This window comes from uncultured Chitinophaga sp. (genome assembly GCF_937898475.1).
Lineage (GTDB): Bacteria > Bacteroidota > Bacteroidia > Chitinophagales > Chitinophagaceae > Chitinophaga.
Genome location: NZ_CALEJS010000041.1, coordinates 157,831 through 172,858, shown reverse-complemented (window position 1 = coordinate 172,858; position 15,028 = coordinate 157,831). Strand labels below are relative to the sequence as shown.

Annotated in this window: 13 protein-coding genes; 6 read left to right on the top strand and 7 right to left on the bottom strand. The window is 51.3% G+C overall.

All coding sequences use genetic code 11. From position 1 onward, the window contains the following. Positions 1-286: 286 nt before the first annotated feature. Positions 287-1,657: a tryptophanase gene (locus Q0577_RS25105; RefSeq protein ID WP_298741256.1), complete on the top strand. Its 1,371-nt coding sequence runs from the start codon at positions 287-289 to the stop codon at positions 1,655-1,657. 74 nt (positions 1,658-1,731) lie between these two features. Here Q0577_RS25105 and Q0577_RS25100 read toward each other — a convergent pair whose 3' ends face one another. Genes Q0577_RS25100 through Q0577_RS25085 form a run of 4 tightly spaced genes read right to left on the bottom strand, consistent with a single transcriptional unit; the run spans position 1,732 to position 5,610 of the window. Further along, entirely contained in the window at positions 1,732-2,739 is a 1,008-nt protein-coding gene (locus Q0577_RS25100) for a glycosyltransferase family 9 protein (protein ID WP_298741255.1), read from the bottom strand. Next, entirely contained in the window at positions 2,739-3,824 is a 1,086-nt protein-coding gene (locus tag Q0577_RS25095) for a glycosyltransferase family 9 protein (protein ID WP_298741253.1), read from the bottom strand. Before Q0577_RS25095 ends, Q0577_RS25100 begins: the two co-directional genes overlap by 1 nt. Positions 3,825-3,864: 40 nt before the next feature. Continuing rightward, complete coding sequence (locus Q0577_RS25090; protein ID WP_298741251.1) at positions 3,865-4,581, bottom strand: SDR family oxidoreductase; 717 nt, start codon at positions 4,579-4,581, stop codon at positions 3,865-3,867. Between the two features lie 24 nt (positions 4,582-4,605). Continuing rightward, positions 4,606-5,610 carry a glycosyltransferase family 4 protein gene (locus Q0577_RS25085; protein WP_298741250.1) on the bottom strand — a complete coding sequence of 335 codons (1,005 nt, stop codon included), beginning with the start codon at positions 5,608-5,610 and terminating at the stop codon, positions 4,606-4,608. Between the two features lie 500 nt (positions 5,611-6,110). Between Q0577_RS25085 and Q0577_RS25080 the strand changes: the two genes are divergently transcribed. The 4 genes from Q0577_RS25080 to Q0577_RS25065 are packed head-to-tail and all read left to right on the top strand — an operon-like array spanning position 6,111 to position 10,874. Continuing rightward, entirely contained in the window at positions 6,111-6,749 is a 639-nt protein-coding gene (locus tag Q0577_RS25080) for a TetR family transcriptional regulator (protein WP_298741249.1), read from the top strand. Further along, positions 6,739-8,082: a TolC family protein gene (locus Q0577_RS25075; RefSeq protein WP_298741247.1), complete on the top strand. Its 1,344-nt coding sequence runs from the start codon at positions 6,739-6,741 to the stop codon at positions 8,080-8,082. The genes Q0577_RS25080 and Q0577_RS25075 overlap by 11 nt, the downstream gene beginning before the upstream one ends. Before the next feature lie 49 nt (positions 8,083-8,131). Then, complete coding sequence (locus tag Q0577_RS25070) at positions 8,132-9,274, top strand: HlyD family secretion protein (protein ID WP_298741245.1); 1,143 nt, start codon at positions 8,132-8,134, stop codon at positions 9,272-9,274. A gap of 19 nt (positions 9,275-9,293) precedes the next feature. Next, positions 9,294-10,874: a DHA2 family efflux MFS transporter permease subunit gene (locus Q0577_RS25065; RefSeq protein WP_298741243.1), complete on the top strand. Its 1,581-nt coding sequence runs from the start codon at positions 9,294-9,296 to the stop codon at positions 10,872-10,874. 86 nt (positions 10,875-10,960) lie between these two features. Here the strand turns inward: Q0577_RS25065 and Q0577_RS25060 are convergent, their stop codons facing one another. Together Q0577_RS25060 and Q0577_RS25055 are read right to left on the bottom strand one after the other, a co-directional pair. Then, on the bottom strand, positions 10,961-11,362 hold the full coding sequence (locus Q0577_RS25060) for a DUF1634 domain-containing protein (RefSeq protein ID WP_298741241.1): 402 nt from the start codon (positions 11,360-11,362) through the stop codon (positions 10,961-10,963). 3 nt (positions 11,363-11,365) lie between these two features. Next, the gene (locus tag Q0577_RS25055) at positions 11,366-12,202 is read right to left on the bottom strand and encodes a sulfite exporter TauE/SafE family protein (protein WP_298741239.1); all 837 of its coding nucleotides are present in this window, start codon (positions 12,200-12,202) and stop codon (positions 11,366-11,368) included. Positions 12,203-12,279: 77 nt separating this feature from the next. Between Q0577_RS25055 and Q0577_RS25050 the strand changes: the two genes are divergently transcribed. Continuing rightward, positions 12,280-13,800 (top strand): arylsulfatase, encoded by a 1,521-nt coding sequence (locus Q0577_RS25050; RefSeq protein ID WP_298741236.1) that lies wholly within the window; start codon positions 12,280-12,282, stop codon positions 13,798-13,800. Between the two features lie 16 nt (positions 13,801-13,816). Here the strand turns inward: Q0577_RS25050 and Q0577_RS25045 are convergent, their stop codons facing one another. Further along, positions 13,817-14,842, bottom strand: a complete 1,026-nt coding sequence (locus tag Q0577_RS25045; RefSeq protein ID WP_298741234.1) for a LacI family DNA-binding transcriptional regulator — start codon at positions 14,840-14,842, stop codon at positions 13,817-13,819. Between the last annotated feature and the right edge of the window lie 186 nt (positions 14,843-15,028).

Below are 15,028 nucleotides of genomic sequence, written 5' to 3'. Positions count from 1 at the left end.
TGAGGTTTGAGGTTCGTTGGAGGTTGATGGTTTATGGCAGGGCTTTCGAACTGGCGAATTGCTACAACTTATAACGTGCAACAAACCTCAAACCTCAAACTTTTTTATTATTTTTGTTTGGATGAACCTCTGGAAAAATATCATCAAAAGTCCCACCTGACCGGCTGGTCAAACATACGCCTTGTTACAGGCGGCATTCCCTTATTGAATAGTATTACATGTTGAAATGAGATGCTCCCTTTTGGGCGGAGTGTCCAATACTGTATTCCCTAAACTGATATCTGCAATGAAAACAATTATAGAGCCTTTTAAGATAAAGTCTGTAGAACCTGTTTATTTTACCAGCCGTGAAGAGCGTAAACAGATACTCTCGGCAGCACATTACAACCCCTTCCTGATCCATGCCAGGGATGTGATCATTGACCTGTTAACAGACAGCGGTACCAGCGCCATGAGCAGCGAACAATGGGCCGGCGTAATGCGGGGTGATGAGAGCTATGCAGGCAGCGAGAGCTTTTTCCGCTTTGAGAACAGCGTGCGGAATATCACCGGTATGCCCTTTATTATCCCCACCCACCAGGGAAGGGCGGCAGAAAAGATACTTTTCAGCATTTGCGGTGGTAAAGGAAAATATTTTGTGAGCAATACCCTGTTCGATACCACGCGCGCCAATATTGAATTCTCAGGGGCAGAAGGGATAGACCTGCTCTGTGAAGAGGGAAAACAGCCTGCACTGGTGGCGCCTTTTAAGGGGAATATCAATATACAGGCGCTGGAGCAGTTCATACAGGAAAAAGGCGCGGAAAATATTCCCATGGTGATCATTACGGTAACCAATAACTCCGGCGGCGGGCAACCTGTAAGTATGGAAAATGTACGCGCCGCCAGGCAGGTCTGCGATAAATACGGTGTACGGTTGTTTATAGACGCCTGCCGCTTTGCAGAGAATTGCTACTTCATCAAGAAACGGGAGAAGGGCTATGCAGATAAAACCGTCCTGGCCATTGCGCAGGAACTGTTCTCCTATGCAGACGGCTGCACCATGAGCGCCAAGAAAGATGCATTCGCCAATATAGGCGGATTTTTGGCGCTGCGCAATGAGCAGCTGGCAATGGAATGCCGCAACCTGCTGATCATTACGGAAGGGTTCCCCACTTACGGCGGACTGGCAGGGCGCGACCTGGAAGCCATTGCTATCGGGCTGGAAGAAGTGATGCAGGAAGATTACCTGCAATACCGCATCCGCAGTATTGAATACATAGGAGAGAAGCTGGATGCCGCAGGCGTACCCTATATCAAACCTACCGGTGGCCATGCCGTGTACCTGGACGCTAAGGCATTTCTACCGCACATTCCCGTACACCAGTATCCCGGGCAGGCGCTGTGCGCAGCATTGTATATTGAAGGCGGCGTGCGCGGTGTAGAGATAGGATCTGTGATGTTCGGTAAGTACGCGGCAGACGGATCCCTGATACCCGCCCAAATGGAACTGGTACGCCTGGCTATTCCCCGCCGGGTATACACCCAGAGCCATATTGACTACGTAGCGGAAGTGATCGTAGAAGTATTCAGGAACCGCGACCAGATCAAAGGATACGAGATCACTTATGAAACACCGTTACTGAGACATTTCACCGCGCAATTCAGGGAGGTGTAAGCGTTTGAATGTTTGAAAGTTTGAAGGCGCCCTACCGCTTTTGGCCACCTTCAAATTTTCAAACGCTCAAACTATCAAACCTTCAAACTATTTACATTTATTTTTCCAACACATTTGTCCGCCACATACGCCAGGTTGTTTGCCTGCGCGGCTGTCACAACGGTATGCAGTTGATCATTGAGGGGCGCCCAGCGGCCGGGATCAGAATAGTCGGAGAAGATGATGACGCTGGGTATGCATAACGCAGCGGCAATGTGAGAAACGCCGGTGTCATTGCTTAACAGCAGCTGCGAACTTTGAATGAGGGCTGCCATTTCGCCGATGGTGGTTTGCCCTGCCTGCGCAACCAGGTCAATGGCGGGGTATTGCATTTGTGCAGTGACGGCCTGTGTGAGGGCGGCTTCTTCTGCAGCACCGGTAACAACTATTGTATGTCCCATGGCTGCGAGCGCATCGCCCACGGCGGCAAAATGGGCGGCAGACCAGCGGCGCCGCGGATCACGTGCGCCGGGATGCAGGCAGATATAGTTGCCTGCCTGCAGGTTTAACAGCTCCATGATCATCCCCGCCCCTGCGTATTCTTCTGCATGGATAGGAAATTCCAGTGCGGTGCCGTCTATGGGTATGTCCAGCGCGTGCACTATTTTCAGCAGGCGCAATATTTCATGCTCGCTTTCGGTCATGAGCGGGAACAGCGTTTCATTGGGGGCCCACACGCCTGCGGCACGGAGTCCTGCCGTTATCCTGCCATTCAGCAGGAAGCAGCAGTCATTGGTATGGGCACCGCTGCCCTGCATTTGAAGGACCAGGTCAAATTGTTCCTGCTGCGCATCCAGCAGGAAACGTGCAATCCCGGCGGGATCGGCTTCCTGTTCCGGAAGGCCGGGCCACCCGGGAAACGGTAGCAGCCTGCTGAAATAATGATTGAACCGTTGTACAAAATTTTCTTTTCCCGGCAGGCCAAGTAAAGTTATTTCCGCTTGCGGGTATGCCTTTTTAATGGCGCGTACCGCGGGGATCATGCAGAGCATATCGCCCAGCTGTAATGCACGCAGTATGGCTATTTTGTTAATGTTATCCATTATATCACGGCTTTAAGCTCATGCATATTGCAGAGCAGGTCCTGTACCGAATGTATCACATCATCCACCGTTATATCTGCAACAAAGGAAGTGTTGTGTTTACAGCTGGTAATGGTGGTCTTCAGTTTTTTTGTTTCCAGTCCGCATAAAGGACATTGACTGGTCCATGAGATCAGTGGCCGCGCCAGCGCGCTGGTCATGGGCGTACCCGTGATCATATTACCTACCCAGTAGATGCCAACTGCGGGAACCCGTAGTGCGTAAGCCAGGTGCAGCGGCCCGGAGTCGTTAGACACTACGATGGCTGCCATAGACAGCAGGCCGGTGAGTCCGCATATGCCCAGCTTCCCGCAAAGACTGTAGGCGCCCTTGCGCTGCTGCATGTTTTGCAGTATGGCGTCGGCCAGGTAGCTTTCTTCCGCTACGCCGTTGATGTACACGGTGTATCCTTCGTTCACCAGGTAATCTGCCACCTTTGCAAAATGGATGGCGGGCCAGTGGCGGTGCGGATCTGTTGCCCCCGGATGGATCACCGCAATGCGGCCGGTGTACTGCCCGGGCATAGCTGCCCTTGCTTCCTGCAGGTCTTTATCCATCACAGTGATGGCCGGAGCAATATGACGGGTATTGGCGCCCAGGTAGGACACCACTTCCAGGAAACGCAGGATCTCGCTGTAGTACACAACATATGGGATGTTGATATCCAGTGGGGGCGCATCAGGCGCCTGTAAGCCTACATTCAGCCGGGCGCCCAGTTTTTGCAGGAAGGGGTTGGAGAAGCCGCCGCCGCCGTGCATCTGTATTGCGATATCGAATTGCTCCTGCTGCATCTGTTCAAAGAAGCTTTCCACCAGTGCATGGTCGGGCTCGTAGTGCTCTGCTTCACCTACACCGGGATAGGGCGGTACCACCACAACACGGTCTACCGGGCCCGGGCGGTCTGTCAGTAAAGCCTGGTGCATTTTTTTACCCAGGTATACGATCTCGTTATCCGGGTAGGTTTCTTTCAGCGCCCGCAAGGCGGGTAATGCAAATATGAAATCACCGAGGGCATTGGCCCGCAGTACAGCGATCTTTTTTTTCATCAGCATGTAGCTTTTGGCTTTAGCTTTCAGCCTGGTGTTTTCACGGCCAGGAAGTTTCATGTAAAGGAATCACCATGATCTCCGGAACGGCGGTGTCTGCGGGGCCTTCCAGGATGTAGCGGATGTTGCCTGCTACGTTTTCCGGGTCTTGCAGCTTGTTCTGGTCAATATCCGGGAAGCGGTCCAGCAGGAAGGGCGTTTTCATACCGCCTGCAATGAGCGCCGTTACCTTGATACCGTGCTGCCGCGCTTCTGTGAATAATGCCTGGGTAAAGCCGCGCAGGCCCCATTTACTGGCATGATAGGCAGAAGCTTCTGGCCAGGCGCGTAAGCAGGCGGTAGATACGATGTTGATAATGTGACCGCCACCCTGGCCCGACATCACCGGCAATACATATTTACTGGTAATGAAAGGTCCGCGCAGGTTTACAGACATCACCACATCCCACTCTGCCACGCTCATTTCCGTGATGGGTTTGGTAAAATCCACCCCCGCATTATTGATCAGTACATCCAGGCGGCCATACTTACCGGTGATTTCCTGCAACGCTTCTTTCACATTTTCTTCCTTGCTCACATCCAGGTGCAGGGGATAAGCCTCTCCGTTGTTCTCCTGGATCTCTTCTGCCAGCTTAACGGCCTTGGCGTCCTGGATATCCCCGATGATCACGATGTGATCTTCCGCCAGTGTGGTGCAAATGGCTTTACCGAGGCCCTGGCTGCCGCCGGTTACTAATACTACCTTTTTGTTCTGCATGTGTATTGTGTGGTTTTAATGTTTTCAGATCTCTTTTTCAACATCCGTGTGTTGTCCGCTGATGTAGCTGACAGGCCCGTTGTTGGCTACTGCTGTGCGGAACAGTGCTTCCCATTCCCGGGTAAACCGTTGTATGTTAAAGCGCCGTTCAGCAATTTTCCGTCCTTCGGCCCCTATGCGGGCGGCCAGTTCGGGTTTTCGCAGCAGCAGGTCCATCTTGTTGATCAGCGCCGCAGGGTTGGTGTCCAGGAAGCCGGATTGTCCGTTACAGATGATGGTGGCCAGTTCTGTGGTAGCCAACGCTACCACGGGTATACCCATCATCATGGCTTCGCATACGGCCAGTCCGAGGCTGGTGTACCGGATGGGGTTAAAGAAGAAGCGGTATTGACAGATGAAGGCGGGCAGCTCTGTATGGGTCACCTCTCCAAGTCCGCCCAGTTCATCTGCACCCATACCCACCAGGTCAAGCGGTACCTGCCGGGAGGCCTCCCGGAATACGTCCAGTCCGAGGCGCCTGCCTCTTTTGGCCAGGTTGTTCACCACTACGATGCCCCTTTCCAGCTGACCGGTATAATGCACCTGGTCGGGTATCATTACGCCGTGTTCTATTACTACGGCGGGGCTGCGGTTATTATCCCACATCAGCTTGTTGAAGGAGGTAACATGCACCACGATGGTATCCGGGCTGTCAACAATGTGGCGGGTATCTGTAGGATGCTGCCTGGGTGGATCATGCTCGAGGTAGATCTTCGGTAATTGCCGTTGTTCGGGTGTAAGTATCTCATACTGGTCTGTCTGGTAATTAGCGGCACTCTGGAACAGGATACAGTCAAAGGCAGTATGCGGTATGTCTTTTACAGGTATTTCGTGAACATTACTACCAAAGGGGTAGGTGGCGCCCCGGCCTATATAGCCTTCAGTACGGGCTTCATTAACAGGAAGGTAGATGTCATAATTGCCTTGCGAAAGATAATACAGGTAACTTCCGTGGACATGCCAGGTAAAAACCTTCAGTCTGGTTTGCATATATACAAATGAGTTTGGTGAAACTGGACTTATTGAGCCTCAATTAACGAGCCACACGGTTGCCAAAGGAGGAAGGGCCCCGGTGCAGTAGAATATTTTCCTCGGTTTATTGTCCAGCACCACGTTTTTTACTCACATAAGTAGATCACATCATTACATATTACGATAAAGAATATTCAATTAAACATTTGTTTAAACTAAACAAACGTTTAATTTTGTGTTTCAAACGAACGTTTAATTAATTAGTTGTTAGTGTTTGGTTGGCGTAAGCAGCAGTTGGAAACAGAGGAAGCGGGGACGGAAGTTTTAGGAAGAAAAGGAAACAGCAGAAGAAGGAAGACAGTAAGACGGGAACCAGGCAGGATGACAGACTGACAAGAAAGGTAAACAAAGACAGCCAGGCAGGAAGAAGTTAAAGCATAACAGCATGGAAAAAGAAACAATAACAGTGAAAGTGGGAGACCGGGCGCTAACAACTAATTCTTTACAACTTACTAATCATGGAGGAAGCAATGGATTTTAATCAGAAACAATTACAGATCCTGGAAACAGCAGAGCGCTTGTTCGCCATGCACGGATTTCACGGGGCTTCTGTAAGAGATATAGCGCAGGGTGCAGATGTTAACATCGCCATGATATCCTATTACTTCGGATCAAAGGAACGCCTCATGGAGTCCATCTTTTTAAAACGTATCATGGACGTAAAGACCGGGCTCGATGAACTGTTGAAGAATAAAGATCTACATCCCCTTGAAAAAATTAACCGCCTGATAGACATTTTTGTTGCCAGGATCTCCGAACGACCTTATTTCTGCAGGATGATGGTCAGGGCCCAGGCAAATGATGAAGGCATACCTACTGAATTGATCACGGATGTAAAGAAACAAATGCACGAAATGGTCAAGAAATTGATCACCGAAGGACAAAAGAAAGGTGTTTTTGTGGCCGATGTGGACCCGCTGATGACAGTAAGCACAATTGTAGGTACTGCCAATCATGTGGTGCTCTCACAAAACTACCTGCGTAAACTCTGGAATATGGAGGGCGTACCGGATGAAAAATTCCGGCTACAGCTCCAGGAGAAAGTAGCCAATCATTTAAAGAAAATGTTTAAAGTAGTTTTAACCAATGAACGTTAGGAGTATATACAGATCATCATTCCTGGTGACCTTGGCGCTGTTGCTGGCTTTTAGCCTGGCCAGCCGGGCGCAGTCGGGCGGAAAGCTCACCCTGAATGAGGCAATTGATCTCAGCTTAAAGAACAGCAAACAGCTGAAATTAAACCAGACGAAGGTCATTGCTGCTACCAACGCAGTAAAAGATGCCAACGCAAAACAATTGCCGGACGCCAGCATATCTGGTTCTTACCTGCGCATTAACAGGCCCAATGTAGATCTGAAAACGGGTGACAACAGCGGTGGCAATGGCGGCGGCTTTGAATTTGACGCCAACCAGGTGGCTTATGGTTTAGCCAATGTATCCGTACCGCTTTTTTCCGGCTTTAAGATCCAGGCAGGAAAAGAATCTGCCCGTTACCTGGCCGTAGCCGCCAAGCTGGATGCAGACCGCGACCGGGACAAAGTGATCCAGAACACCGTAGCCGCTTACAGCAACCTGTATAAAGCAGCCGTAGCGGTAAACCTGGTAAGAGAGAACCTGAAACAACAACAGCAGCGTACTGCCGACTTTGCGAATATGGAAAAGAACGGCCTGCTTGCACGCAACGATTTATTAAAGGCCCAGCTGCAGGAGTCTAATATAGAAGTGGCCCTGACACAGGCAGAAAGCGACCTGAAAGTGGCCCGTGTGAACATGAACATTATGCTGGGTATTCCGGAAGACAGCCAGTATGATATAGACACCAACTTCCTTTCACAGGTGGGCCCGGATAGGAAGAGCGAAGTGGAATGGGAACAGACGGCGCTGCAACGCCGCAAGGATGCCGCCTCCCTGCAGGCCCATGAGAAAGCTGCTTTAGCCGGTATCAAATCTGCCAAGGGAGATTATTATCCTTCCCTGGCCCTCACCGGTGGTTACGTAGCGGCGGACATCCCTGGTTTTGTGACCGTTACCAATGCAGTGAACGTAGGCGTAGGATTGAAGTACAACCTGTCATCCCTCTGGAAAGCAGGTTCCAAAGTAGACGATGCAAAGAACCAGCTGAATGCAGTGAAGATCAACGAAGAAATGCTTGCAGATGATATTCACGTAGAGGTGAACCGTGCTTATGAGAACTACGTGGTAAGCACCAAGAAGATTGAAATGTATCAGAAGGCAATAGAACAGGCAGATGAGAATTATCGCATTACCCGGAACAAGCACGAGAACAGCCTGGCCACTACTACCGACCTGCTGGAAGCCGATGTTGCCCAGCTGCAGGCAAAGCTGAACTACACCAGTGCCAAAGCAGACGCCGTGGTTTCCTACAACAAATTACTGGAAACGGCAGGTGTGCTGAGTGACAATAAATAGCGATCATCATTAAAAAGTACAAAACACAAGAAATTCAATTAAGGTCTTTATGGAAACAGTTAATGAAGTAAGATCTACCAGTCATAAAGCAGCGAATGCTGCACAGGGTGAGAATGGCGCTCCTAAGAAAAAGAACCTGCGCTTCATTATCATACTGGCCGTACTGGTAATTGGCGGGGGCTCCTTTGGTATCACCAAATATGTACACGCCCTGCATCATGAGGAAACAGACAATGCACAGGTGGAAGCAAATGTGAGTCCTGTAATACCCCGTGTAAGCGGTTATGTGAAAGAAGTAAGGGTGAAGGATAACCAGCTCGTGAAGAAAGGCGATACCCTGATAGTGCTGGACGACCGCGACCTGCAGATAAGGGTACAACAGGCGGAAGCCGCCCTGGCTGCCGCCCAGGCTAACGTAGGTGTGGCTGAAGCCAATACCACTGCTTCCCGTGCCAATATCGTAACCTCTCATGCCAACGTGGCAACGGTAGAAGCCCAGATAGAAGCTGCCAAGGTGAACCTGTGGCGCGCTTCTCAGGACTACGACCGTTACGCCAACCTGATCAAGGATCACTCTATTACCCAACAGCAATACGAACAGGCGCTGGCCGCCAAGCAAACCGCTGAACGCCAGCTGCAGGTACTGCAGGAGCAGAAGGCATATGCCTCTAAACAAACCTCCGTGGTGGCTTCCCAGAGTGATGCTACCGCCCGCCAGATCAGCGCCGCCCAGGCAGTGATCAAACAACGTGAGGCCGACCTGGCAGATGCTCAACTGAACCTTTCCTACGCAGTGATCACTGCCCCGGAAGATGGCAGGGTATCTAAAACATATGTACAGCCCGGACAATATCTCCAGGCAGGTCAGTCACTGTTCAGCGTAGTACTTGACAACAGCATATGGGTAGTGGCCAACTTTAAAGAAACACAGCTGGATAAAATGAAAGTAGGACAGAAAGTAGAAGTGCATGTAGACGCTTTCCCTGAAAAGGACCTGGAAGCGCATGTGGCTTCCTTCTCCCCGGCTACCGGTGCAAGATTTGCACTGCTGCCTCCTGATAACGCATCCGGCAACTTTGTGAAAGTGGTACAGCGTCTCCCCGTGAAGATAGAATTTGATCACCCGGAAGACCCGGTGGTGAAACAACTGCGTGCAGGCCTGAACGTAGTGGTAGACGTAAATCTTGACTAATAACAACATCGAACTGTTTATGACGCAACAGGAATCATTGGTGGAATACGGGGCCCGGAGGGTGATCATCACCATCACCGCCATCTTCTGCGCACTGCTCGAAATAGTGGATACCACGATCGTGAACGTGGCGCTGAATGATATGCGGGGCAACCTGGGCGCCACCATGAGTGAGGTGGGATGGGTGGTGACCGCTTACGCCATCGGTAACGTGATCATCATCCCCATGACCAGCTGGCTGGCCCAGCAATTCGGGCGTCGTAACTACTTCGCCGTATCCATCATCATATTCACCGTCTCCTCTTTCCTCTGCGGTAACGCCAGTGTGTTGTGGGAGCTGGTACTATTCAGGTTTATACAAGGGGTAGGCGGTGGCGCCCTGCTGGTAACATCGCAGACCATTATAACAGAAAGCTACCCGGTAGAAAAACGTGGCATGGCGCAGGCCATCTATGGCCTGGGTGTGATCATAGGGCCAACCCTGGGTCCCCCGCTGGGCGGCTACATTGTAGATAACTTTTCCTGGCCATATATATTTTACATCAACATTCCCATAGGTGTCATTGCCACCCTGCTTACGCTGCAATTTGTGCGTAGTCCCAAGTTTGCAGAAAAGAAAGCGGCCAATGAGATAGACTGGTGGGGTATTGCTTTCCTGGCCATGGCCGTAGGCTCATTACAATATGTGCTGGAGCGCGGGCAGGAAGACGACTGGTTCAGCGACGGTACCATCGCAACGTTAGCGGTAGTATCCGTATTAGGCTTTTTCTTTTTCGTCTGGAGGGAGTTGGTGTACAAGAATCCGATTGTAGAACTGCGTGTATTGAAGAACGGAAACCTGCGGATTGGAACAGTATTGTCTTTTGTGATGGGATTTGGATTGTACGGCTCCACCTTCGTTATACCCCTGTATACGCAGGGTATAATGGGGTGGACCGCCACGCAGTCTGGTTTGCTGATGCTGCCCGCCGCTTTAATGACGGCCTTCATGATGCCTTTCATTGGCCAGTTGCTGGGAAAAGGCGTGTCGCAGCCCCTGCTGATTGCAATAGGGATGTTAGCCTTTTTTGTTTACAGCTTCTGGGGCTATAAGATCATCAGTCCCGACACCGGGAAGGACGCTTTCTTCTGGATGCTGATTGTGCGCGGTGTTGGTCTGGCAATGCTGTTCATCCCCATCACGGCATTATCGCTCTCATCCCTGAAGGGGGTGCAGATAGGACAGGGGGCCGCCTTCACAGGTATGGCCCGGCAATTGGGGGGATCTTTCGGGATCGCATTGATCACCACTTTTGTATCACGCAGGAACCAGCTGCACCGTAATGACCTGGTGAGTGACCTGGACATTAACAACCCGGTGGTGGCCAACAGACTGCATGCCATGCAGGCCAGCTTTATGCAGAAGGGAGCCGATGCAACTACGGCGTTGAAAAGAGCGTACCAGTCACTGGAGTACTCCATCGTAAAGCAGCAGACAGTATTGTCGTATATGGATGTGTTCCTTTACCTCGGCGTGCTGTTCCTGATCTTTGTGCCGCTGGTGCTGATGGTAAGAGCCAAAAAACAAACAGGTAAAATAGATGCGAGTGCAATGCACTAAAAGATATTAAGGTATGTTACTAACAGTGTAACAGTTGTAGGTTTAGGTAAAAGCCGGAATAGTCTTGTTCCGGTTTTCCTTTTTTATCACCCGCCCAGTCCGCCTATCATACTGAACACAATTACGCCCAGCACAATGAGCGTGATCACAACATACAAATAATCTTTTTCGAGCAGGAAGGCCACTACGGAGAAGAGTATACGCGCAATCGGCGTGGCGATCAGCATCACCACCCCCAGCTGGATCAGCTCCTTACCATGCCCGCCGCACACACCTTTTACAATGGAAGGCAGGTTGTCCCAACGGGCATTAGGCCCTGCAAATGCCCGGTAAGACGGCGCCTCGTGCCCATGCCTCACCAGGTAGATCATCCCGCCTGCGATCACCACAACGCCTGAAAAAATAACGCCAAAACGCAGCAATGTACCCATCAGTACCTCCACGTCTTTATCAGCCCAGTATGTCTTTGAAAGCCAGTGTTTCTTCATTTGTCAGAATTTCCGTGTAATGCCGTTAAAGATCATTTGTAATGCCAGCAGCGTGATCACCACGCTGAAAATAATGCGCAGCAGTTTGGTGTTGGCTTTAGCCAGTATTTTAGTGCCGCCCAGTGCGCCGGCCAGAACACCCAGCACAACGGGGAAGCAAAGCCCCGGGTCAATATACCCTCTTTGCAGGTATACCACCGCGCTGGCAGCAGCCGTTACTCCTATCATGAAAATACTGGTGGTAGTAGATACTTTGAAGGGAACACGCATCATGTTATCCATCGCCAGCACCTTTAAAGCCCCGGAGCCGATGCCCAGCAGTCCGGACAATACACCGGCGATGGTCATCATCAGGTAACCGCCGGGCACCCTGCGTACTTTATAACTCACCTCACCGGATGGGGTGGGATAGTCGCCATTCAGTCGGAGGCGTTGCGCCAGCTCGCTTTTTTCTTCCGTTTCGAGATGACTGTGTTTTGGGCGGGCAGATAGCAGGGCGGAAATGATCAGCACCACGCCAAAGATAATGGCCACAATATGCGTGGGCATATATACCGCCAGCAAGGCGCCGGCTACCGCCCCGGTGGTAGTGGCAATTTCCAGGAACATACCCAGGCGTATATTGGTAATGCCTTCCTTTACATAGGCGGAGGCAGAGCCGGAAGAAGTGGCAATGGCCGCGATCAGTGCGGTTCCGATAGCATAGCGGATGTCTACATGAAAAACCAGGGTAAGCAGTGGAATGATCACTACGCCTCCTCCTAGTCCGGTGAGCGACCCCAGCAGCCCTGCCAGAAAAGCTCCGCCCAGGAGAATGAGCGTAAAAGTTAAGATTGTCATGGTTGGTGGCTCAGTTGGTTGGTAAAGGTAAATAAATCCAAAGGTAGAATAATTACGATTTAGTATATTTAATGACTATGAGAATACCCCTGTTGTCACTTGCCAGCTTGTTAGCCTTGCTGTTCAGCATCACAGCCAGGGCACAGCCATCCCGCCCCAATATCGTGTTCATCTACACAGATGACCTGGGCTATGCAGACGTCAGCTGTTATGGCGCCGTTAAGATTAAAACACCGCATATAGACCGCCTGGCGGCCAGCGGCATCCGCTTTACCAACGCGCATGCCAGTTCGGCCACCTGTACGCCTTCCCGTTATTCCTTCCTCACGGGCCAATATGCCTGGCGGCGGAAAGGCACCGGTATTGCCCCCGGCAATGCCGCCCTGATCATTGATACGGCGGTAACCACCGTGCCCGCGCTGCTGAAGAAAGCCGGCTATACCACCGGTGTGGTGGGTAAATGGCATCTGGGCCTGGGCGGAGCAGAGGGGCCGGATTGGAACGGGGAGATCAGGCCGGGGCCCCTGGAACTGGGTTTTGATGAATCTTTTATCATCCCCGCTACACTGGACAGGGTACCCTGCGTATACGTGGAGAACAGGCGCGTTGTGCGTTTAGATCCTGCAGACCCCATCCTGGTGAATTATAACCAGCCTGTTGGCAACTGGCCCACCGGCCGTGAACACCCGGAACTGTTACGGGTTAAATCGTCCCATGGGCATGATAATACCATCATTAACGGGATAGGCCGCATCGGGTATATGACCGGCGGCCGGGCGGCCCTGTGGACCGACCAGGACATCGCCGATACGCTCACGGCAAGGGCGGAAAGCTTTATTGCTGCACACCGCACCGAGCCCTTCTTCCTGTACTTCGCCACGGCGGATATTCACGTGCCCCGCGATCCGCACCCGCGCTTTGCAGGTAAAAGCGGTATGGGACCCAGAGGAGACGCCATCCTGCAGCTGGACTGGTGGGTAGGACGGATCATGGCCACTTTAGACAGTCTGCAGCTGACCAGCAATACCATTGTGATTTTCAGCAGCGATAATGGCCCCGTGCTGGATGACGGCTACCAGGACAATGCCGTGGAGCAACAAAACGGCCACCTTCCTGCAGGGACCCTGAGCGGCGGTAAATACAGCGCTTTTGAAGGCGGTACGCGGATACCTTTCCTGTTTAGCTGGCCAAAGGCCGTAAAGCCAGGCAGCTCAAAGGCTTTAATCAGCCAGGTAGACCTGTTGGCTTCTTTTGCCGCTTTAACCGGGCAGTCATTATCCCCCGCAGATGCACCGGATAGTTTTGATATGCTGCCGGTGCTGCTGGGTAAAAGAGAAAAAGGAAGGGAGGATTTGGTCGAGCAGGGCGCCAGTCTTTCGCTGATCTCAGGAGACTGGAAGTACATTGCGCCCTCAAAAGGGCCTGCCGTGTTGCCCAATGTGCATATTGCATCAGGGCATAACGAACAACCGCAGCTTTATGATCTCAGGAATGATCTGGCAGAAAAGAACAACCTGGCATCCCGCCATCCGGAAAGGGTGAAAACAATGGCCGCACGCCTGGAAGCACTGCAACAAAAGGGCAGGAGCAGGGAATAAGGATGGTAAGTAATTATCATCGCTTTCTTGCAGACGATCCTCTTACGATCAGCACAGGATCCAGTACCAGCTTATCCGCCGGCATCGGTTCTTCTTCCTGTTTATGCCGGATCATTTTAAGGAATAAATGCGCGGCTTCCTGACCCATTTTCACGGTCTGCTGATCAATGGTAGAAAGGCCCGGACTTACCAGCGCCCCGAAAGATTCATTGGCAAAACCGATCACACCCGTTTCTTTCGGCACTTTTATTTTGTACACCTGCAGCTGCTGGATCACACCCATGGCCGTATAATCTTCCAGTGCAAACACCGCATCAAAGGGGATGTTCTTTTCCCGCAGCATCCTTATGCAGGAGCGGCCAAACTCCAGCGAGAATTCGCCCTGCAGGATCAGCTCCTTCCGCACAGGTATCTTATACCGTTTCAATGCATCTTTATAGCCCCTCAGGCGTTCTTTGAAGATGGGCAGGCCCCTGGCGGCGGTAATGTGCACGATCCGCTCATAACCCTGCTGTATCAGGTGTTCTGTGGCAATAAAGCCTCCTTTGTAATCATTGATGGTAACCGACGGTGTTTCCAGCGCCGCTACATCACGGTCAAAGAAGATGAGCGGGATGTTGCGCCTTTTTACTTCCTCATAATGCCCGTACTGATCGGTTTCCAGTGAAACGGAACAAATGATGCCATCCACATGCGACTGCAGGAAAGTGTCTATCCCTTTCTTTTCCTGTTGCAGTAATTCGTTAGACTGGTAAAGCAGTATGCTGTATCCATTTTCATTCATCACCTTCTCGATCCCGTGTACTACTGAGCTGAAGAAGCTCACATCGAGGCTGGGCACGATCACCCCGATAACATGCGTATTACCTGAGCGCAGCGATGAAGCCAGCTTGTTCTGATGATAATTCAGCTTCTCCGCTGTTTTGCGCACTGCCGCCTTGGTGGCCTCACTGATAGCCGGGTGATCCCGCAGCGCCCTGGCCACCGTAGAAAAGGTAATGTTCAGTTCCCTGGCAATATCATGGATCGTTGTTCTCTTCATACTACATTTAACACACAATTTTAATGATCCATTTTTGTTTTTTCACGTTTTCTTTTATTTTTATGCCAACGTTGGCATTAATAACAGCTTTTAGCTATTGGCAGCAGGCAATCAGCGATTATGTTTGCCTGGCAGCCATGAGCTGACAGCACACAGCTGGCGGCTGATAGCGAATTGCCAACAGCT

What these genes read in the sequence shown, in the direction of transcription:
- Q0577_RS25105 (WP_298741256.1), top strand. Translation starts at nt 287, where the DNA reads ATGAAAACAATTATAGAGCCTTTTAAGATAAAGTCTGTAGAACCTGTT.
- Q0577_RS25100 (WP_298741255.1), bottom strand. Translation starts at nt 2,739, where the DNA reads ATGGATAACATTAACAAAATAGCCATACTGCGTGCATTACAGCTGGGC.
- Q0577_RS25095 (WP_298741253.1), bottom strand. Translation starts at nt 3,824, where the DNA reads ATGAAAAAAAAGATCGCTGTACTGCGGGCCAATGCCCTCGGTGATTTC.
- Q0577_RS25090 (WP_298741251.1), bottom strand. Translation starts at nt 4,581, where the DNA reads ATGCAGAACAAAAAGGTAGTATTAGTAACCGGCGGCAGCCAGGGCCTC.
- Q0577_RS25085 (WP_298741250.1), bottom strand. Translation starts at nt 5,610, where the DNA reads ATGCAAACCAGACTGAAGGTTTTTACCTGGCATGTCCACGGAAGTTAC.
- Q0577_RS25080 (WP_298741249.1), top strand. Translation starts at nt 6,111, where the DNA reads ATGGAGGAAGCAATGGATTTTAATCAGAAACAATTACAGATCCTGGAA.
- Q0577_RS25075 (WP_298741247.1), top strand. Translation starts at nt 6,739, where the DNA reads ATGAACGTTAGGAGTATATACAGATCATCATTCCTGGTGACCTTGGCG.
- Q0577_RS25070 (WP_298741245.1), top strand. Translation starts at nt 8,132, where the DNA reads ATGGAAACAGTTAATGAAGTAAGATCTACCAGTCATAAAGCAGCGAAT.
- Q0577_RS25065 (WP_298741243.1), top strand. Translation starts at nt 9,294, where the DNA reads ATGACGCAACAGGAATCATTGGTGGAATACGGGGCCCGGAGGGTGATC.
- Q0577_RS25060 (WP_298741241.1), bottom strand. Translation starts at nt 11,362, where the DNA reads ATGAAGAAACACTGGCTTTCAAAGACATACTGGGCTGATAAAGACGTG.
- Q0577_RS25055 (WP_298741239.1), bottom strand. Translation starts at nt 12,202, where the DNA reads ATGACAATCTTAACTTTTACGCTCATTCTCCTGGGCGGAGCTTTTCTG.
- Q0577_RS25050 (WP_298741236.1), top strand. Translation starts at nt 12,280, where the DNA reads ATGAGAATACCCCTGTTGTCACTTGCCAGCTTGTTAGCCTTGCTGTTC.
- Q0577_RS25045 (WP_298741234.1), bottom strand. Translation starts at nt 14,842, where the DNA reads ATGAAGAGAACAACGATCCATGATATTGCCAGGGAACTGAACATTACC.